The sequence below is a fragment of the Herbaspirillum sp. 3R11 genome, assembly GCF_004563925.1.
Lineage (GTDB): Bacteria > Pseudomonadota > Gammaproteobacteria > Burkholderiales > Burkholderiaceae_D > Herbaspirillum.
Genome location: NZ_SPNJ01000003.1, coordinates 481,900 through 499,506, shown reverse-complemented (window position 1 = coordinate 499,506; position 17,607 = coordinate 481,900). Strand labels below are relative to the sequence as shown.

At 61.2% G+C, this 17,607-nt stretch carries 17 protein-coding genes and 1 other RNA gene; 7 read left to right on the top strand and 11 right to left on the bottom strand.

All coding sequences use genetic code 11. The features are described from left to right. Position 1 precedes the first annotated feature (1 nt). Positions 2–1,663, bottom strand: a complete 1,662-nt coding sequence (locus E4P32_RS15700; RefSeq protein ID WP_116434914.1) for an isovaleryl-CoA dehydrogenase — start codon at positions 1,661–1,663, stop codon at positions 2–4. A 143-nt stretch (positions 1,664–1,806) separates the two neighbouring features. On the opposite strand from E4P32_RS15700, the gene E4P32_RS15695 reads away from it, so the two are divergent. Together E4P32_RS15695 and cysM are read left to right on the top strand one after the other, a co-directional pair. Beyond that, a non-coding RNA gene (locus tag E4P32_RS15695) (sX9 sRNA) lies at positions 1,807–1,881 on the top strand. Between the two features lie 110 nt (positions 1,882–1,991). Next, entirely contained in the window at positions 1,992–2,894 is a 903-nt protein-coding gene (gene cysM / locus E4P32_RS15690) for a cysteine synthase CysM (RefSeq protein WP_116434915.1), read from the top strand. Between the two features lie 86 nt (positions 2,895–2,980). Here the strand turns inward: cysM and E4P32_RS15685 are convergent, their stop codons facing one another. Next, on the bottom strand, positions 2,981–3,313 hold the full coding sequence (locus E4P32_RS15685) for a hypothetical protein (RefSeq protein ID WP_116435310.1): 333 nt from the start codon (positions 3,311–3,313) through the stop codon (positions 2,981–2,983). Positions 3,314–3,634: 321 nt separating this feature from the next. After that, complete coding sequence (locus E4P32_RS15680; protein WP_116434916.1) at positions 3,635–4,216, bottom strand: DUF1415 domain-containing protein; 582 nt, start codon at positions 4,214–4,216, stop codon at positions 3,635–3,637. Positions 4,217–4,342: 126 nt separating this feature from the next. On the opposite strand from E4P32_RS15680, the gene E4P32_RS15675 reads away from it, so the two are divergent. After that, on the top strand, positions 4,343–4,879 hold the full coding sequence (locus E4P32_RS15675) for a YaeQ family protein (protein WP_116435311.1): 537 nt from the start codon (positions 4,343–4,345) through the stop codon (positions 4,877–4,879). Between the two features lie 6 nt (positions 4,880–4,885). Here the strand turns inward: E4P32_RS15675 and E4P32_RS15670 are convergent, their stop codons facing one another. The 3 genes from E4P32_RS15670 to E4P32_RS15660 form a co-directional block, all read right to left on the bottom strand. Continuing rightward, positions 4,886–6,283, bottom strand: a complete 1,398-nt coding sequence (locus E4P32_RS15670) for an MmgE/PrpD family protein (RefSeq protein ID WP_116434917.1) — start codon at positions 6,281–6,283, stop codon at positions 4,886–4,888. 104 nt (positions 6,284–6,387) lie between these two features. Next, positions 6,388–7,176, bottom strand: coding sequence for a transporter substrate-binding domain-containing protein (locus E4P32_RS15665; protein ID WP_116434918.1), 789 nt, complete (start codon positions 7,174–7,176; stop codon positions 6,388–6,390). 78 nt (positions 7,177–7,254) lie between these two features. Next, positions 7,255–8,226: a MurR/RpiR family transcriptional regulator gene (locus E4P32_RS15660; protein WP_233526669.1), complete on the bottom strand. Its 972-nt coding sequence runs from the start codon at positions 8,224–8,226 to the stop codon at positions 7,255–7,257. Here E4P32_RS15660 and E4P32_RS15655 point away from each other — a divergent pair. Further along, positions 8,218–8,478 (top strand): hypothetical protein, encoded by a 261-nt coding sequence (locus E4P32_RS15655; protein WP_135008752.1) that lies wholly within the window; start codon positions 8,218–8,220, stop codon positions 8,476–8,478. The two genes, E4P32_RS15660 and E4P32_RS15655, sit on opposite strands and share 9 nt — an antisense overlap. Positions 8,479–8,506: 28 nt before the next feature. Here the strand turns inward: E4P32_RS15655 and E4P32_RS15650 are convergent, their stop codons facing one another. Then, entirely contained in the window at positions 8,507–9,391 is an 885-nt protein-coding gene (locus E4P32_RS15650; protein ID WP_116434919.1) for a LysR family transcriptional regulator, read from the bottom strand. A 227-nt stretch (positions 9,392–9,618) separates the two neighbouring features. On the opposite strand from E4P32_RS15650, the gene E4P32_RS15645 reads away from it, so the two are divergent. Then, positions 9,619–10,590 carry an agmatinase gene (locus E4P32_RS15645; RefSeq protein ID WP_116435312.1) on the top strand — a complete coding sequence of 324 codons (972 nt, stop codon included), beginning with the start codon at positions 9,619–9,621 and terminating at the stop codon, positions 10,588–10,590. 42 nt (positions 10,591–10,632) lie between these two features. Beyond that, the gene (locus E4P32_RS15640) at positions 10,633–11,046 is read left to right on the top strand and encodes a RidA family protein (RefSeq protein WP_116434920.1); all 414 of its coding nucleotides are present in this window, start codon (positions 10,633–10,635) and stop codon (positions 11,044–11,046) included. Here the strand turns inward: E4P32_RS15640 and E4P32_RS15635 are convergent, their stop codons facing one another. Genes E4P32_RS15635 through mltB form a run of 3 tightly spaced genes read right to left on the bottom strand, consistent with a single transcriptional unit; the run spans position 11,047 to position 15,547 of the window. Further along, complete coding sequence (locus E4P32_RS15635) at positions 11,047–12,210, bottom strand: phosphotransferase (protein ID WP_116434921.1); 1,164 nt, start codon at positions 12,208–12,210, stop codon at positions 11,047–11,049. Between the two features lie 20 nt (positions 12,211–12,230). After that, positions 12,231–14,384 (bottom strand): TonB-dependent siderophore receptor, encoded by a 2,154-nt coding sequence (locus E4P32_RS15630; protein WP_116434922.1) that lies wholly within the window; start codon positions 14,382–14,384, stop codon positions 12,231–12,233. A 50-nt stretch (positions 14,385–14,434) separates the two neighbouring features. After that, on the bottom strand, positions 14,435–15,547 hold the full coding sequence (mltB, locus tag E4P32_RS15625; protein ID WP_233526670.1) for a lytic murein transglycosylase B: 1,113 nt from the start codon (positions 15,545–15,547) through the stop codon (positions 14,435–14,437). A 202-nt stretch (positions 15,548–15,749) separates the two neighbouring features. Here mltB and E4P32_RS15620 point away from each other — a divergent pair, with 202 nt between their 5' ends. Beyond that, positions 15,750–16,697 (top strand): histone deacetylase family protein, encoded by a 948-nt coding sequence (locus E4P32_RS15620; protein WP_116434924.1) that lies wholly within the window; start codon positions 15,750–15,752, stop codon positions 16,695–16,697. Between the two features lie 16 nt (positions 16,698–16,713). Here the strand turns inward: E4P32_RS15620 and E4P32_RS15615 are convergent, their stop codons facing one another. Continuing rightward, positions 16,714–17,589, bottom strand: a complete 876-nt coding sequence (locus tag E4P32_RS15615; RefSeq protein ID WP_116434925.1) for a LysR family transcriptional regulator — start codon at positions 17,587–17,589, stop codon at positions 16,714–16,716. Positions 17,590–17,607 lie beyond the last annotated feature (18 nt).

The window sequence follows — 17,607 nt, the reverse complement described above, 5'->3', positions numbered from 1 at the left end:
TTTACTGCGGCCACGCGCGCGCCAGGATGCTTTGCTGCAAGGACGCGGCATCCGCAGTTCCCGCCGGCAGCGTGCCGTACACACGGCCGTTGGCGGCGTCGCTGCGGCTGAGGACGAAGGCCTCGGCCATCGCCTGCGGCGCATGCTGCAGCATCAGCGCGCCCTGCACGGTCAGCACCAGTTGCTGCACCAGCCGGCGCGCCAGCATTTCGCGCTGCTCGGGCGCCAGCGTCATCATCTGCTTGAGCGCATGCAACGGCGCCTGCAAGACTTCATGGCCATCGGCGACCTGCTGCAATTCGTCCAGCAGCAACAGGCAGGCGTCCGGCTCGCGCTCCATCGCGCGCAGCACGTCCAGGCACATAACGTTGCCCGATCCTTCCCAGATCGAGTTGACCGGCGCTTCGCGATACAGGCGCGCCATCGGTCCGGTTTCGACATAGCCGTTGCCGCCCCAGACTTCCATGCACTCGCCGGTGAATTCCAGCGCACGCTTGCAGATCCAGAACTTGGCGGCCGGCGTGACGATGCGTCGCCAGGCGCGCTGCAAGGGATCGGCCGGCGCTTCGAAGGCGCGTGCCAGGCGCAGCATCAGCAAGGTCGCGGCTTCGCTTTCCAGCGCCAGGTCGGCCAGCACGTTGCGCATCAGCGGCTGCTCGGCCAGGTGCTTGCCGAAGGCGCTGCGGTGGCGCGCATGATGGATGGCCTGCACCAGCGCATGGCGCATCAGGCCGGCGCTGCCGATCACGCAATCGAGGCGCGTGTGGTTTGCCATCTCGATGATGGTCGGGATGCCGCGGCCTTCATCGCCGACCATGACGCCGTAGGCATCCTCGAACTCGACTTCGCTGCTGGAGTTGGAACGGTTGCCGAGCTTGTCCTTGAGGCGCTGGATCAGCACGCCGTTCTTGTGGCCGTCCGGCCGCCAGCGCGGCACGAAGAAGCAGGACAAGCCGTTGTCGGTGCGCGCCAGCACCATGTGGGCATCGCACATCGGCGCCGAAAAGAACCATTTATGACCGGTCAGAGTGTAGGCCGCGCCACGGCCGCTACCGTTGAGCGGACGCGCTGCGGTGGTGTTGCTGCGCACGTCCGAGCCGCCTTGTTTTTCTGTCATGCCCATGCCGATCAGCATTGATCGCTTCTGGTCCAGCGGCAGGTCGCGCGGATCATGTTCGCGTGAAAACAATTTGTCGCGCAGCAGCCGGTACAAAGCCTCTTCACTGCGCAATACCGGGATCGAGGCAAAGGTCATGGTGGTCGGACACAGCGACCCGGCTTCGATCTGGGCATGCAGGAAATAGCCGGCGGCGCGCGCCACGTGGGCGCCGGGCTTGCCGTCGAATTCAGGCATCCAGGGCAGCGCGTGCAAGGCTTCGCGCCGCAGCAGGCCCAGCAAGGCGTGCCAGGCGGGGTGGAAGTCGACGCGGTCGATACGGTTGCCGAAGCGATCGTGGGTATTCAGTTCGGGCGCGTGGCGGTTGGCCAGCGCCGCCATCTGCAGCACCTCGGCGCTGCCCAGTTCGGCGCCGTAATTGGTCAGCGTGGATGCATGCCAGCCGGCCTGTCCGCGCTGCACGCCCTGGCTCAGCGCGATATCGGTGTCATACGGATTGAAGTCCTGCAGTTCCGGGACCTGGTTGGCGACATCGTGCGTTTTCATTGCGGCTCCTAGGGGAAGACGGAAGAACGACTGGCGAGCGCGGACAGTGTAAGGCATAGCCGGCGCGGAAGAGCTGCGTTAGAACCTGTTTGCGATCTTACTGCGAGGCCATGATCCGGCATCGGGCGGTGCTCAGAATCCTCATGTACTCAAGTACATTCCGGTTCTTCCGCTCCGGCCGCTGCCGGCTGATGGCCTCTCGCTACAGATCGTAAACAGGTTCTTAGGCGTATTTGCTATAACTATATAAGTATCTTGTCGCTAGGCCTGTCCGGCACATGACAAAGACTCATATTAAAATGAGACTCCTGAAAGGATTCCTCCGACCATGCCTTATCTGACCATCGAAGACACCATCGGCAATACGCCCTTGATTCAATTGCAACGCCTCGGCGGCGAAGACGCCAAGCAACGCAACAACATCATCCTCGGCAAGATGGAGGGCAACAATCCCGCCGGGTCGGTCAAGGACCGCGCCGCGCTGTCGATGATCCGCCGCGCCGAAGAACGCGGCCAGATCAAGCCCGGCGACACCCTGATCGAAGCCACCAGCGGCAACACCGGCATTGCGCTTGCCATGGTGGCGGCATTGCGCGGCTACAAGATGGTTTTGCTGATGCCTGAAAACCTCAGCGAAGAGCGCCGCCAGAGCATGGCCGCCTATGGCGCCAAGATCGTCCTCACGCCCAAGAGCGGTGGCATGGAGTACGCACGCGATCTCGCCGAACAGATGCAGAAAGAAGGCCAGGGCCTGATCCTTGACCAGTTCGCCAATGGCGACAATCCGCAGGCGCACTATGAAACCACCGGTCCCGAATTGTGGCGCGACACCGAAGGCCGCATTACCCATTTCGTCAGCGCCATGGGCACCACAGGCACCATCATGGGCGTGTCGCGTTACCTGAAGGAACAGAATCCGGAGATCCAGATCATCGGCGCCCAGCCGGAAGAAGGTTCGTCGATCCCGGGTATCCGCAAATGGCCGGAAGCCTACCTGCCGAAAATCTATGAAAAGCCGCGCGTCGACCAGATCGAATCCGTGAGCCAGGCTGCTGCCGAAAACATGGCGCGCAAACTGGCGATGGTGGAAGGTCTGTTTTGCGGCATTTCTGCAGCCGGCGCTTGCGAAGTGGCGCTGCGCATATCGCAGCAGGTCGAGAACGCGACCATCGTGTTCGTGGTCTGTGATCGTGGCGACCGGTATCTGTCTACCGGCGTATTCCCTGCATAACTAATTTGGCATGGCATGGGCCTGTGGGCCCGGCGTCGGGATGTTTCCTTGGCGCCAATAAAAAACGGAGCTTACGCTCCGTTTTTTTATTCCACGCCTGGTGTTGCCGGCGAGCCTGGCTTCGGCTTGAACTGCTTGTCGCTGATGCGGAATTTCTCGCGACGATCGCCCATCAATTCGCGCAATTCGCGGATCGACAGTTCGCTGACTTCGTGCATGCGGATCAGCAGCGACGCGCCCACCGGCAGACGACGGTGACGGATCTTGCTGATAACTGGTGGAGCCACTTCCAACGCACGCGACAAGGCGGCGTCGTTCTTCAGATGCAATTTCTCAATCAGCGCATCCAGCAGGTGGTTGGGATCGTAGTTGACTTGATCCGAAAGGGAAGTATCGTTGATGCCATTAGGTGTAGTCATGATCGGACGTTCCATTATGCAGATGTTTATAAAGGCCTTGTTTGTGCAAGTGCATTAGTTCTTGGTAAAACTGCAAAACGTGGTTCACTAGTTTCCATCAGAGGTGCCATTCTTTTCCCACTGCAACAACACAACTCGAACCAAGGCCATCGGGATCAGTCGGTCTGACTTGCCAGCCTTCACTATTCGTTTCCGTGCTCCCAACGTCTGTACTATCAAAACGCCAATGTTGACGCACAGTACATTCGTTCAGAAAAGTCTATTACAAAATAGTTGCGAGAAATCACCTCGAATTTGTAACAGATATTAACAGGAATTTTTCTATAATTGGTGTTGTTTCTTTGACACGACAAAAGCCAGTCGATTCCAGCCATTTAAGCCGAGATCCCGCATGGTTGCGATGTTTCGTTCGAAAATGGCGCTCGCTTCGGGGAAGGCGGCGACCGCCCGGTCGATGCTGCTTTCACGCAACAGATGCAAAACCGGAAACGGCGAGCGGTTGGTGTAGTTGTCGATATCGTCGGGCAGGGCGTCGGCAAACTGATACTGCGGATGGAAGCTGGCGATCTGGATGACGCCGTCCAGCTCCGCGTCTTCCAGCACCTGGTCGGCGACGTCGAGGAAATTGTTGTAGTCGTAAAAATCCTGCAACACGCGCGGATGAATCAACAAAGTGGTGTCGAGCAACTCCGGATCGGCGGCTTGCAGATGTTGCAATTCATCCAGCAACTGCTGAGCCAGGCCGGCTTCATCGTCGGCGTGGCTGACCACATAGCGGACCTGATCCTTGACGTAGACCGCTTTGGCGAAGGGGCAGAGGTTGAGGCCAATCACGGCTTCGGCGACCCAAGCGCGGGTCAGGGCGACAACATTGTCGTCGTCGGGAAAAGTGGCGGTATCCATGGCGGAATTGTCTCATGGGTATGCTTTTCCAATCGCGCGGGAAAGCGTAGAAAAGCCCTGAAATCGGCTATGCTTCACATCCTTCGCAAGCAATCCACCCAACACCGCACCAAAAAGAAGACCGTCATGGCGCTCAAAGCAACCATTTTCAAAGCCGATCTGCAGATCTCCGACATGGATCGGCACTACTACCAGAATCATTCCCTGACCATCGCGCGCCACCCGTCGGAAACCGATGAGCGCATGATGATCCGCGTACTGGCCTTCGCGCTCAACGCCAGTGAAGCGTTGACCTTTGGCAAGGGCCTCTCCGACGTTGAAGACCCGGACGTGGTGGCAAAGGACCTGACCGGCGCCATCGACCTCTGGATCGAAGTCGGCCAGCCCGACGACAAGCGCATCCTCAAGGCCTGCGGCCGTTCCGCGCGCGTCATCGTGTACAGCTACAGCAGCGTCAGCAGCATCTGGTGGAACCAGATCGGTAACCGCGTCGAGCGCGCCAAGAATCTCACGGTCATCAACATTGCCGCCGAGACCAGCCAGGCATTGGAAAAGCTCGCCCAGCGCAACATGCAGCTGCAATGCACGATCCAGGACGGCCAGATCTGGCTGGGCAACAATGAAGAGATGGTGCAGATCGACCCGCAGGTCATCAAGCCGTAGGTATTTTTATCCGGCAGAAAACAGGCCGCGCACCGACGGCAGGGTCTCGAGCGATTTGAGGCGAGATAGCAGCAGGGCGCCTGTGCGCATGCTGTCGCCTTGACCGTCGACATTGCCGGCTTTCACGCATGTCATGAACTTGTATTCGATTTCATCCTGCCCCATCGGGCATTGCGCGGTGCCGCGCGCCTGGGCCTGAAATCCCTCAAGCCACTCGCCGCCGCGTATCTTGACCCGCACATTGGCGCCCTCCGGCGCCGCCTCGCAGGCGCCTTCCAGATTCCAGCGCGGGCCGACGGTCATCTTCACGCGCTTCATCAGTTCGAGGACACGCGGTTCTTGCAGGACTGCGCCGTCCAGATGGCGTAATTCCACTGTGCCGTACAGCAAGGACACCGCAATGGCGAAGGGCATGCTGAATTGCGCCTCTTGCCGTGTCGCCGGCCGGTTGTAAATCAGGTTGGCAAAGACGATCTGCGGAACGTCGCAGACGATTTCTTCGATTGCCGCTACGTCGATGGCATGCCGCGCGACAAGCACCATCACGGCATCGACCGCAGCATGCGAAGACAGGCAAAGCGGAATGCGCTTGATGTCGACGCCGGGCGACTCCATGAACCATTGCGACCCCAACTGCGCAATCATGGCGAGGTTGAATTCGCCGTGATTGAACAGGCCCGTAAATCCATTCCAATGTTCAAAGGCGTCGTGCGGTCCGCTCGCGCCCTGGGCGGCGAGCAGGGCGGCGACGACGCCGGCTTCTGCCGCGCGGCCTGCCATCAGCGCCTTGGCGTCAGTGCCGAAACAGGCCTTCATGCCACCCGTACCGGCCACCGCCAGTCCCAATGCCGACGCAGTCTGGCGGCGGTCCAGCCTGAGCAGCCAAGCCGCCGCCGCACAGGCGCCGATCGGGCCGAGCACGCCGGTAGTCCACCAGCCGTGGTCATACAGGACGCTGTTGGTTGCGGCGCCGACGGCATATTCACATTCGGAACCGACAATGAACGCCGTCAGCAAATCGGCGCCGGAGGCATTGCGCTTTTGTGCGACCGCGATGGCGGCAGGGGCGATCACGGCCGAACCGTGCACGAAGCCGGCATAGCAATTGTCGTCAAAGTCGAGTGCATGCGCCGACGCGCCGTTGACGAACGCCGCCGCCGGCGCGGAGAACAAGTGATGACTTCCCACCACCGCAGCGTCACCGCGTGAACCGGCATCCACAGCGATGGCGCGCGCCGTGCGAGCGACTGTGGTCGCCGAGCCGGCAAAGGCGACGCCTATCGTATCGATCAGGCAATTGGCGGCGATGTTGCGTACGGACGCAGGAATGTTGCGCACGGCATGGTCAGCGTGCAGGCTGCAGATCCAGTCGGCCAGGCGGTCGATGGCGGTAGGGTGAGTCATGTGGTGATGCTGTTTCATTGAGGGGAAATCACGGGCGCCGCCCTGCCCGATGCGATTCTGGAAAATGGCATCGGGCAGGGAAAGCAGAAGAACAGTGTGCGGACTTATTCCGGCAGCGCGCCGGCAGGAGCGCCCAGCCACTTCTTCGACATCTCGTCAATGGCGCCGTTGCTCTTGGCCTCGCGGATGATCTCGTTGAGTTTGGCGACCAGTTGCGGCTCGCCCTTGAGCACGCCGATGTAGCACGGCGAATTGGACAGGATCACTTTCAGATCCATGCTCACCGACGGATCCTTGGTCTTGATCGTGGCAGCCACCGCCGTGCCGGTCGCGAACATCTGCGCCTGGCCGGCAAGGAAAGCCGAGACCGTGCCGTTATTGTCTTCAAAGCGTTTGATCACGGCGCCCGGTGCCAGGCGCGAGAGTTCTTCGTCCTGCATCGAGCCGCGCGTCACCGCGATGACCTTGCCGGTGAGCTCGCTGTAGTTCTTCGCGATGATGTCCTGTTTGCCGAAGACGGCGTCGAAGAACGGCGCATAGGCGATGCTGTAGTCGATGACCTTTTCACGCTCGGGCGTTTTGCCGAGTGAAGAAATGGTCAGGTCGGATTTCTTGGTCTGCAGGTAGGCGACGCGATTCGGGCCGGTGACGGGAATCAGTTCCAGTTTGACGCCGAGCTTCTTGGCGACCAGTGTCGCCATGTCGATGTCGTAACCGCGCGGTGTCATGTCGGTGCCGACCGAGCCGTAGGGCGGATAGTCAGTCGGTACGGCGACGCGGATCACCTTGCGCGCAAGGATGGTGCTCAGGGCGTCCTCCGCCATGGCGTTGCCGGAAGCAGCGGCGGCAATGGAGACGGCGATCAGGCTAAGCAGGAGGGAGCGGCGTTTCATTTGGATATCCTTTTAATTGAAGTCATTCTTGAAGTGCGGGTAGTTCTGAAACAGATTGCATGAGGGGTGCAATGATCGTCAGTAATCGTTCTTGCGCGTGCGTGCTCTGGGTAATCCGGGAAGCTCGGAATCTTCCGAACCCCACCATTCACCCATGCTCCAAAGATTCTTTTCCGTCTCCGACACCGAGGCCTTGACGTCGACCTTGGAGGTTGCCGCCATCAGCGCGACCAGAATTTCGCTGACGAGAAACGCGGGAACCAGCGTGTCGAAGAAGGAGGCATTCTGTTTGCCGACCAGGATGGTCTCGGTGGCCATGCGTGCAATCGGCGAGCTGTCGCTGTCGGTGATGGCGATCAGCTTGACGCCCGCTTTGGCCAGATGTCCGGCAATTGATATGGCGCGGCGCGAGTACGGCGCGATGCAGCAGACGAACAAGGCGTCTTTGGGGCCGGCCTGATGCATGATCTTCATCATGCCGCTTTCACCGGCGCCATCAATGAGCGTGATATTTTTGGCGAAATATTCGGAAACGTGGGAAAACTGAAACGCCACAGGAAACGACGAACGCAGTCCCAGGCAATAGATAGTGCGCGACGATGACAATATTTTCACGGCGCGCACGATGGCGGCCAGCGTATCGGTGCTGCATAGCGCCTGGATGTGGGCAATGGCATTGTTGGCGACGTCGAGCGCGAGCGCGGTTTCGCCGATCTTCTGATTCAGTTCGACCAGCCCATGGGCGCGCCGGCTGTAGTCGTTGCCGCGTGAACGCAGGTTGTTCTTGAACACTTCGCGGATGTCGTCATAGCCCTCCATGCCGAGGAACTTGGCCAGGCGCGTCATCGTTGATGGCGGGATACCGGCTAGCCGCGCCTGTTCGCGCATGGACATCACGGCAACTTCGTGCGGATGATCAAGCACGAAGCCGGCCGCCAGGCGTACTTGCCGCGGAAGGCTGTCGAAACATTGCTTGATATGCAGCACCAGCGCCTGCTGCGTCCGCAAGGACTCGGACGTCTTTGGCGAGGTTGATGAGGCTTGAGTCACGAGGATGCTCCGCAATCAGGATGTGCAGGGCATCAAGCAACATATGTGCCAATATTTTTTGCAAATGATTCAAATGAATCATTTTTGCAGCGCATTTCAGCGATCAAAAAAATCGTGGCGCAGGAACGGTTTGATTTCAGTGATTCAAAAATGCACGTTGGCGTGAATCAAAGCGGAATCAAAAGCGCATGGCGCAGGAAGGTAACGCATCGCCATGTCCATCACAATGCGCCACGATGGACAGGCGTCTGACGCCGCCATGCGTCGCTTTGGGGAGAGCTTAGTTGCCTGAGTTGCCCGGATGCAGTTCTCTGAGGATGCCGAGGAAGAGGTCCGCGCGATACGTTGTAGGACGAGACGATTCGGTGACTGCGCAGATCTGATGGTGGTAGGAAGGGCTGTTGCTTCTCGTCCTGAGCGCATAGCGCTTGCCCAGCAGCTGGACGTAGTGCACCGGCAGAATGCCCAGGTAACAACCGGTCGCCACCAGCAGGCCGATGGCTTCCAGGCCGCCGGCATCCGGTCCGCGCGCATAGCCTTCGGTGGCCAGCGCCTGATCGACATAAGGGTGCGGCCGGTAGACCAGCGGCAGATCGTCAGCGCCGCGCCTGGTTTTTTTCGCCGCGGTATAGACGCGATGGGTTTCGGCGAACAAGGGCAGGTAACTGAATTCACCCTCGCGCGGATACCTGCCGCGAATCGCAATGTCGACGCGGTGTTCACGCAGCGCCTGATTGAGATCGGGGAAGGTCATGACGCTGATTTCCGGCCGCACGTTGGGCGCGCGCTCGCGCAGGATGGCAAGTGCTTCCGGGATCTTGCAGTCGGGATGCGTCAGCGTGTGTTCGACGATGCCGATCGACAGCGAGCCGGACAGCACGCCATGCACGGCATCGATTTCAGAGCGGATCCGTTCCAGCGAACGCAGTGCATCGGAGGCCAGCTTGAGCGCGACTTCACCCTCCGGCGTCAGCTTGAAACCCGCAGGGCCGCGTTCGCACAGGCGTACGCCGAGGCGCTCTTCGACTTCGCGTACGTGGCGGCTGATGGACGCCTTGGACATGTGCAGACGCTTTTCTGCGGCTGCGAATCCGCCGGCCTGAGCGGCATTGCAAAACACGCGCAGAGAGCGCAGGTCCCGCTCGTCGAAGTCCAACTGGATCATGATTGCCTGCCGGGAGGGTAAGTTGAAAGCGTAAGTGGAAAGCCAAAATGCAAGGTATTGAATTTCAAGACTATACCTGCAAAACAATCATTTTTTATTATCCGGCTTGCTTGCTAGAGTCCATCGATCAAATCCGTTCGGCTGTGTCGGCACATGCGCTGGCTTCGATCTTGCATGGACATCGGCTTGCTTTCTTCATCACACATTTCGTCAAAGGATCCAGGCTCATGGAGCAACTTACCGTAGCGCCGCGCACCGGCCACAAAACATTGCTGTATTCGGAGCTGGTCACCGACATGACCGATCTGAAGGCGGACATTGCCATCCTTGGCGTGCCGTTCGGTTCGGCTTACACGCCGAGACAATTCACCAATGATCAGAGCAATGCGCCGCAGGCGATCCGCGACGTCACCGACCGCATCGTGCGCGCACCGGAACATTACGATTTCGATATCGACGGACCGCTGCTGCAAGGGCGCAGCGATATTCGCTTCGTCGATTGCGGCGACGTGTTGCCCGATCTTGCCGTGCCCGGCGATCATCAGCGTCGCGCCGAACTGGCGATCCGTCAGATCCTGCGCGGCGGCGGCATGCCGATCGTGTTGGGCGGCGACCACGGCATCACCAATCCGGTGTTGCGCGGCTTCGACGAAGTCGGGCCGGTGACCATCGTGCACATCGATGCGCATCTGGATTGGCGTGACGAAGTTAACGGTGTGCGCGACGGTTTGTCGAGCGTGATACGCCGCGCCTCCGAACTGCCTTTCGTCAAACATATCGTGCAGATCGGTTTGCGCGCGCAAGGCAGCGGACGTCCGGCGGATTTTGAAGCGGCCAAGGCCTGGGGCGCCGACCTGATCTCGGCTTACGAATTGCACGACATCGGCATGGATGCGGTGCTGGCGCGCATTCCTGACGGCGGCAACTATTATCTGACGATTGATGCCGACGGCCTCGATCCAACCATCATGCCGGCGGTCGACGGTCCGGCGCCCGGCGGCGTGAACTTCGTGCAGGCGCGCAAGCTGATCCATGGATTGGTGAAGAAGGGACGCGTGGTCGGCATGGATATCGTCGAAATCCAACCGATCAAGGACAACGCCAGCAAACTGACTTGCGTCACCGCCGGCCGCCTGATCGTCAACCTGATCGGCGCGACGATACGCGCCGGTTATTTCGACAAGAAGAACACCGCGTAATCAATCCGAAGTTCTTTCATTCACCTGTTCATCGAGGCTTTCATGGAACACACGCGCATTCGCAGATTCAACACCAAAGATACTTATCCTGAACAAAACATCGACAACGATTTGTGCCAGGCCGTCGTTGCACGTGGCACCACCGTGTTCCTGCGCGGCCAGATCGGACAGAACCTGGATACCTCGGAAAGCGTCTGTATCGGCGACGTGAAAGGACAGACCGAGCAGGCGATGTACAACATCGACATGCTGCTCAAGGAAGCAGGCGGCAAGCTGGAGCACATCTGCAAAGTGACGATCTACATCTCCGACCCACGCTATCGTGAAGACGTGTATCGCGTGGTAGGACGTTGGCTCAAGGGGGTGTTTCCAGTGTCGACCGGCATTGTCGTGAGCGCGTTCGCGCGGCCGGAGTATCTGGTGGAAGTGGATGCCACGGCGGTAATTCCCGACTAACTAATCAGCCGCAGCGCGTTGCGCGATCCGTGCGAGCAGTCGCTGCCCATCCGCACTGTTGAACCACGCGGCGTGGCCAAGATAGTAAGCGTCGTAGGCCAGTGCCGCATTATTGGCCGAACGCGTGATGCCGTGGAAGTACGCCAGCTCCGCCAACGCGAATTCAGCATGCACCAGCGGCAGCAGCGCTGCCAGCGCCAGCCACTGGCGCGACGTCAGCGGCCGCACCAGATGGTAGCCGTCGAGCAGCGCGTCGAGCAGGTCGGGATGGACGGCGTCGGTCTTGCCCTCCTGGATCGCCAGCCATTCGATGACGTTGCGCTCGATCGCGGTCGCCAGGTCATGCAGCGCACAGGTGCGGTCGCTGAGGCCGAAATCGAGAATCGTCTTGACGCCTGCCGCCGCACTGCGATCGGTCCACAGCAAGTTGGACGCGTGCCAGTCGTTGTGGGTCCACAGCGGCGTCAATTCATCCAGGTAAGGCAGCAATCGCGCGTGGAACGGTAATAGCGTGCCGGCGGCTTCGGTGCGCCAATCACGCTCCTTCAGATAGTCGGCAATCGCAGGATAGCGCTCGATGTAGCGTTGCAGCGCCGGCAGCGGATCTGGCTGAGAAAAAATCGTGAAACTCGACACCAGTGTCTGCGCCTTGCGCGCCGGCGCGGTGTAATCCTGCGCGGCCAGATGCAAGCGCGCCAGCGCCTTGCCGGCTTCATGCGCATGCACGCTGCTGCTGAACGGCGTCCATGACACCGCGTCTCGATACAGGTCGACGCCGGAGGCGACGCCATGCACTTCATAGGTCCAGTGATCGTCGGTGAAGGCGGTGGCGCCATCGGCGGTCGTGAGCACTTCACTGACGGCGATGCCGCGGCTGCGCAGGTGATTGATGAAACCGTGTTCTTCGCTCAGGCCGGCGACGTCGCGCACCGACACATGGTGACGCTTGACGAACACGTCCATGGTCGAGGTCGTCATTACGCAACCTGCCGAGAACGGTCGCGGGCTGTGCCACACCAGCCGCTTCGGCGTGCCGGCTTGCGGATAATGCTGCAGCACGCGCGCCACCTCGGCCGAAGTGAGCGCCGGCCAGTCGGATATCACGGCGTCGGCGTTCATGCCGTGGCTCAGTACGCGAGTCAGATGGTGGGAGGCGGCTTCCATGCGGCTGGCTTGGCGTCTGCTTAGAAGTCGTACTGCACCGACAGGCGCGCCAGACGAGGAGCGCCGAGATGCAGGTAGCTGTCGCCGAGCGACTCGCCGGTGTCTTTCCAGTAGCGCTTGTCGAACACATTGTCGACAGTCAGGCGCACGGTGGTCGGATGGCCGGCCATCTTTGTCTGATAGCGCAGGCCGGTGTTGAAGATGTGATACGACGGCACTGAGGCGCTGCCGTCGCGCGTGGCGCTCTTGCTGCCGCTGTACAGCCAGCTGCCTTGCAGGTTCAGACCGGGCAAGGCGGCCAGCGCGTAGTCGGCATACAGTGCGCTGCGCACGCGCGGCACGTTGATGGCTTGCTTGTCGTCGTAAGCCGGCGTGCCGGTGCCGTCGGCGCGGGCCTGGATGAAGGCTACGCTGGCGGCAAGGCGCAGCTGTTTTGTGACGTTGCCGGAGGCGCCGAGTTCGAGGCCGGTGTGGGTCTGCTTGCCCTGCTGGACGTATTTGAAGCCGCCCGCGCCATCCGGTTGCGGGTACTCGTATGCCTTCTTCATGCGGAACACCGCCGCAGTGAAACTCAGGTCCTTGTTCCAGTCGTACTTGACGCCGGTTTCCAGCTGACGCGCCACCGAAGGCGGCAGGATGGTGGGGTAGTTGGTCTGCCAGAACGCCGCCGCCGTGCCCATGCTCAGCGTCTCGGCGTAGCTGACGTAGAGTGACATGTTGACTTGCGGTTTATAGATCAGCGCGAGTTGCGGCAGGAATTGGTTGCGGTCGGTATCGCGCGTGGTGACGCCGGCCAGGTTATACGTTTTTTCCTTCAGCCAGACCTGGCGTCCACCGGCCAGCACTTCCCAGCGTTCGCCGAACTGCACGCGGTCGGTGAACAGGATCGCCTGCTGGCGGCTGTCCAGATTGCGGTACGAGGCCGGTATGACGGCGCCCGACGGCGCCAGCGCCGCAGCGACCGGGCTGTAGATGTTGCCGGTGCCGACCGGGATCGAAATGCCGTCCGACTTGTCGACCACGCGGCGCGACATGGTCACACCCAGCATCAGGTCATGCTTGATGGCGCCCGTGTTGAACTTGCCTTGCACGACCGCTTGCGCTTCGTCGTTGCGACGAGTGTCGTCCGGGCTGCGATAGTCGTACACGTCGTAGTCGCCATTGGCGGCGAAGCTCGGCGAGAACACGGTGGCGCTGTTGCTGCCGTAAGGGAAGGCCAGGTAGTCGTCGATCACCGCGCGGCTGCGGCCGGCCGTGATGTAGCCGCGCCAATTGTCGTTGAATTCCAGGTCGAAGCGGGTGTTGAAGTTGAGCGAATCGATGCGCACCGGCTGCACCCACGGCTGCGGCGACAGCATCGTCTTCGGCGAGACGCCGGACGGCACCGTGGTGCCGCCCAGCAGCTGATAGCCGGCGACCGATTTCTGCGCCTTTTTCTGGTATTCGATGTTGAAGGCAAGGCGCGCCTTCGAACTGATATCCCACGACGCCGCCAGCGAGGCGAAGTCGCGGTAGCCGTTGCTGTAGTCGACGTAGGAATTGATGTCTTCGTGCGCGGCATTGACGCGCAGGCCGAACTGTTTGTGATCGCCGAACAGCACGCCCAGATCGGTCGAAAAATAGCGTGAACCGTTGGAGTCGGTGCCGAACATGACTGAGCGCACGTCGGCCGGGCGCTTGGTCACGTAGTTGACCAGGCCGCCGGCGTTGACGACACCACCTTGCAGGCCGGACAGGCCCTTGATGATCTCGACCTGTTCCTTGTTCTCCAGCGCGATGTTCTGTTCGCCGACTGCCGACAGGCCGTTGATGCGATAACCGCTCGCCAGATCCAGCGGAAACCCGCGCACGCTGATGTTCTCGTAGTAACCGACCGGCGCATAGTTTTCACCGATGCTGGCGTCGTTCTTGATGACGTCGCTGAGCAGACGCGCCTGCTGGTCTTTCAATTGCGCTTCGGTGATTACCGAGACTGACGCCGGCGTGTTCAGCAGTGGCGTCTCGCCAAAGCCGGCAATGCCCGACGTACGTGCGCGATAAACGTCGGTGCGCGTTGCTTCAGCGCTGACGTTGATGGCCGGCAGCGTGCCGGCGTCAGTGCTTTCTTCGGCGAAGGCGGCAGGCGCGACGCTGGCCAGCGTCAGGGAAATGGCGAGGGGAGAAAAGCGTTTCATCGGTCTTGCTGTCGGTTTCTTAATGTGGCGCGGGCGTATCGGCGGGCGGCTTATTGCGCGCGCGCGGTGCGCACGGCGCGGGCCAGGTCGATCACCGACATGGCGTAGAAATAGCTGCGGTTGTACTGCGTGATCGCAAAGAAATTGTTGGTTGCCAGCCAGTGATCGGTCGGGGCATCGCCGTTCTGCAGGTCGACCAGGCCGAAGCGCAGGCCGGCCGGCAATTCGCTGCCCGGCACCACGCCGGCGGCGCGCAATTCGTCGGCGCTGAACTTGGCTTCCAGGCCCTGGTTGATGAGGTTGTCGATCTTGCCGGCGTCGGTGACGGTGGCAGGGAACACGGTCGGTTCGCCGCGCTGCCAGCCGTGGATCTTGAGGAAGTTGGCGACGCTGCCGATGGCGTCGACCGGCGAGTTGCGCAGGTCGATCTTGCCGTTGCCGTCGAAATCGACCGCGTACTGGCGGATGCTGCTCGGCATGAATTGCGGCCAGCCGATGGCGCCGGCGTAGGAGCCCAGCAGCGAGAACGGATCGATGTTGGATTCACGCGCGAACAGCAGCGTGTTTTCCAGCTCGCCGCGGAAGAACGCCATGCGGGCATCGCGGTTGGCGGTCTTGGGATAGTCGAAGGCCAGCGTGGTGACGGCGTCGAGTACGCGGAAATTGCCGGTGTTGCGGCCGTAGACGGTTTCCACGCCGATGATGCCGACGATGATTTCGGCCGGCACGCCGTATTGCGCTTCGGCGCGCGACAGCGCCAGTTCATGCTCGTTCCAGAAGTCGACGCCGGCGTTGATGCGCTTGGGTTCGACGAAGCGCGCGCGGTAGGCTTGCCAGTTCTTCGGCTTGCCGCTCGGCGCCGGCTTGATCAGCTGGATCGCGGTGTCGATGTAGCGTGCCTTGTTGAACAGCGCTTGCAGCGCGGCCTTGTCGAAACCGTTGCGCGCGACCATTTCGTCGATGAAGTCGTTGACTTCCTTCCACTGGCTGAAATTGGCGAACTCGCCGTCATCGGCCGGGGTGGCTTTTTTCTTCGGCTTGGCTTTCGTGCTGCCGTTTTTGCTCTTGTCGGCTTTACTCTTGTGGGTCGTCGATTCCGCATGAACCGCTGCAGGGAGCAAACAAGCGAGGGAAAGAACGGACAGGCCGAGCAGGCGAGGCAAACGAAGGCAGGGTTTCATTGACATGGAGGGCGCAGCGCTGCGCGTAAATTAACTCAGTAAGGTGGCTGACAGACAAGTCGGCCAGTATACATGATCGGCCGGGCGCGCCGACGGCCGCCCACTCCGCCTGAACCGCTTGGATGTACACTAGCAAAAATGCCACGAGACGCTCCCGCACCGGGAGAACAAAGCAAAGATAACAATGACGACCGCTTTTTATACGCATGCAGACTGCCAGCGCCACGAGATGGGCGAGTGGCATCCGGAGACGCCGTTACGCCTGCAGGCCATCGAGGATCAACTGATCGCCAGCCGCATCGACCAGTTCCTGGAACGACGCGATGCGCCGCTGGCCGAGGTCGCCGACATTGAGCGCGTGCACACCGCCAATGCGGTGGCGCTGATTCGTGACAATGCCGAGGCACTTGCTCTGGCGCAGGACAACGTTGCGCACTATCCGCTGGACGGCGACACCTCGATCAACCGGTACAGCTGGAACGCCGCTTTGCGTGCGGCCGGCGCCGCCGTCGCGGCGACCGATGCGGTGATCGCCGGCGAGCTGGAAAACGCTTTCTGCTCGGTGCGCCCGCCGGGTCACCACGCCACGCCGACCACGCCGATGGGCTTTTGCCTGTTCAACAATGTCGCCATCGCGGCGCGTCACGCCATGGACGTCCACGGCCTGGAGCGCGTCGCCATCGTCGACTTCGACGTCCATCACGGCAATGGCACCGAAGCGGCATTCAAACACGATCCGCGCGTGCTGATGGTGAGCTTCTTCCAGCATCCGTTCTATCCGTTCAGCGGCGCCGATCCGGCCGAGCCGCACATCCTCAACGAGCCGCTGCCGGCTTACACGGCGGGCAACGTGGTGCGCCAGCTGGTGACCGACAAGTGGCTGCCGGCGCTGCATGCACACCAGCCGCAGATGATCTTCATCTCGGCCGGGTTCGACGCCCATCGCGAAGACGACATGGGGCAGATGGCGCTGGTGGAAGCCGACTACGCCTGGATGACGAAGCAGATCATGGATGTCGCGCGGCAGTACGCGCGCGGCCGCATCGTGAGCTGCCTGGAGGGCGGTTACAACCTGTCGGCCTTGGGCCGCAGCGTGGTGGCGCATCTCAAGGTGCTGGCTGATCTTGACTAAGCTTGACTAGGCCGGGTCAGGACGCTTCCAGCCGGTCGTAAGCCGCAACGATGGCGTCAGCTACGGCGCGTACGCGGGCGGTGCGGTTGAGGTCGCTGTGCAGCACCAGCCACATGTCGTAGGGCTCGGCGCGCTCGGGCCAGAGCCGCACCAGTTGCGGCACCGTGTCGGCCATGTAGGTCGGCAACTCGCCGATGCCCAGTCCCGCTACCACTGCTTCCATCAGCATCAATCCCGAACTCACTTCCATCGCCACGCGCGCATTGGCGGTCGATTCGCCGCAGATGGCGTCGATCTGCGACGCATAGATCGCGCGCTGGTAAATCACCACGTCATGTCCCGCCAGCGCGGTGCCCGGTTGCGGCAGGCCGTGCTTCTTGACGTAGCTTTTGGAGGCGTACAGGCCGAGCGCCAGCCGCTTCAGGTGGCGCGAAATCAGGTCGGGACTGGTCGGGCGCAGGCTGCGCACTGCCAGGTCGGCTTCGCGCCGGGTCAGGTTGGAGACTTGCGTCGAGGTCGTCAGCACCACGCGAATCGCAGGATGATCGGCCGCCAGCTGTTGCATTGCCGGCATCAGCACGTGTTTGGCCATGGTGTCGGTGGCGGCGATGCGCACGACACCGCACAGGCGCTCGTCGATGCCCTGCATCTGGCGCTGCAGCTGGTCGGCGGCGGTTTCCATTTTTTCAACCGCGGCCACGGCCAGGTCGCCTGCGGGCGTCGCTACGTAGCCGGCCGGCGTGCGCAGAAACAGCCGCGCGCCCAGCGATTTCTCCATCGCGTTCAGACGACGGCCAACGGTGGCCTGGTCGATCTGCAGCTGTTCGGCGGCGCCGCGCAAGGTGCCGGCGCGCTGTATCGCCAGGAAAATACGGGCGTTGTCCCAATCCATGATGGCTTCCCTGCAAGA

What these genes read in the sequence shown, in the direction of transcription:
- E4P32_RS15700 (WP_116434914.1), bottom strand. Translation starts at nt 1,663, where the DNA reads ATGAAAACGCACGATGTCGCCAACCAGGTCCCGGAACTGCAGGACTTC.
- cysM (WP_116434915.1), top strand. Translation starts at nt 1,992, where the DNA reads ATGCCTTATCTGACCATCGAAGACACCATCGGCAATACGCCCTTGATT.
- E4P32_RS15685 (WP_116435310.1), bottom strand. Translation starts at nt 3,313, where the DNA reads ATGACTACACCTAATGGCATCAACGATACTTCCCTTTCGGATCAAGTC.
- E4P32_RS15680 (WP_116434916.1), bottom strand. Translation starts at nt 4,216, where the DNA reads ATGGATACCGCCACTTTTCCCGACGACGACAATGTTGTCGCCCTGACC.
- E4P32_RS15675 (WP_116435311.1), top strand. Translation starts at nt 4,343, where the DNA reads ATGGCGCTCAAAGCAACCATTTTCAAAGCCGATCTGCAGATCTCCGAC.
- E4P32_RS15670 (WP_116434917.1), bottom strand. Translation starts at nt 6,283, where the DNA reads ATGACTCACCCTACCGCCATCGACCGCCTGGCCGACTGGATCTGCAGC.
- E4P32_RS15665 (WP_116434918.1), bottom strand. Translation starts at nt 7,176, where the DNA reads ATGAAACGCCGCTCCCTCCTGCTTAGCCTGATCGCCGTCTCCATTGCC.
- E4P32_RS15650 (WP_116434919.1), bottom strand. Translation starts at nt 9,391, where the DNA reads ATGATCCAGTTGGACTTCGACGAGCGGGACCTGCGCTCTCTGCGCGTG.
- E4P32_RS15645 (WP_116435312.1), top strand. Translation starts at nt 9,619, where the DNA reads ATGGAGCAACTTACCGTAGCGCCGCGCACCGGCCACAAAACATTGCTG.
- E4P32_RS15640 (WP_116434920.1), top strand. Translation starts at nt 10,633, where the DNA reads ATGGAACACACGCGCATTCGCAGATTCAACACCAAAGATACTTATCCT.
- E4P32_RS15635 (WP_116434921.1), bottom strand. Translation starts at nt 12,210, where the DNA reads ATGGAAGCCGCCTCCCACCATCTGACTCGCGTACTGAGCCACGGCATG.
- E4P32_RS15630 (WP_116434922.1), bottom strand. Translation starts at nt 14,384, where the DNA reads ATGAAACGCTTTTCTCCCCTCGCCATTTCCCTGACGCTGGCCAGCGTC.
- E4P32_RS15620 (WP_116434924.1), top strand. Translation starts at nt 15,750, where the DNA reads ATGACGACCGCTTTTTATACGCATGCAGACTGCCAGCGCCACGAGATG.
- E4P32_RS15615 (WP_116434925.1), bottom strand. Translation starts at nt 17,589, where the DNA reads ATGGATTGGGACAACGCCCGTATTTTCCTGGCGATACAGCGCGCCGGC.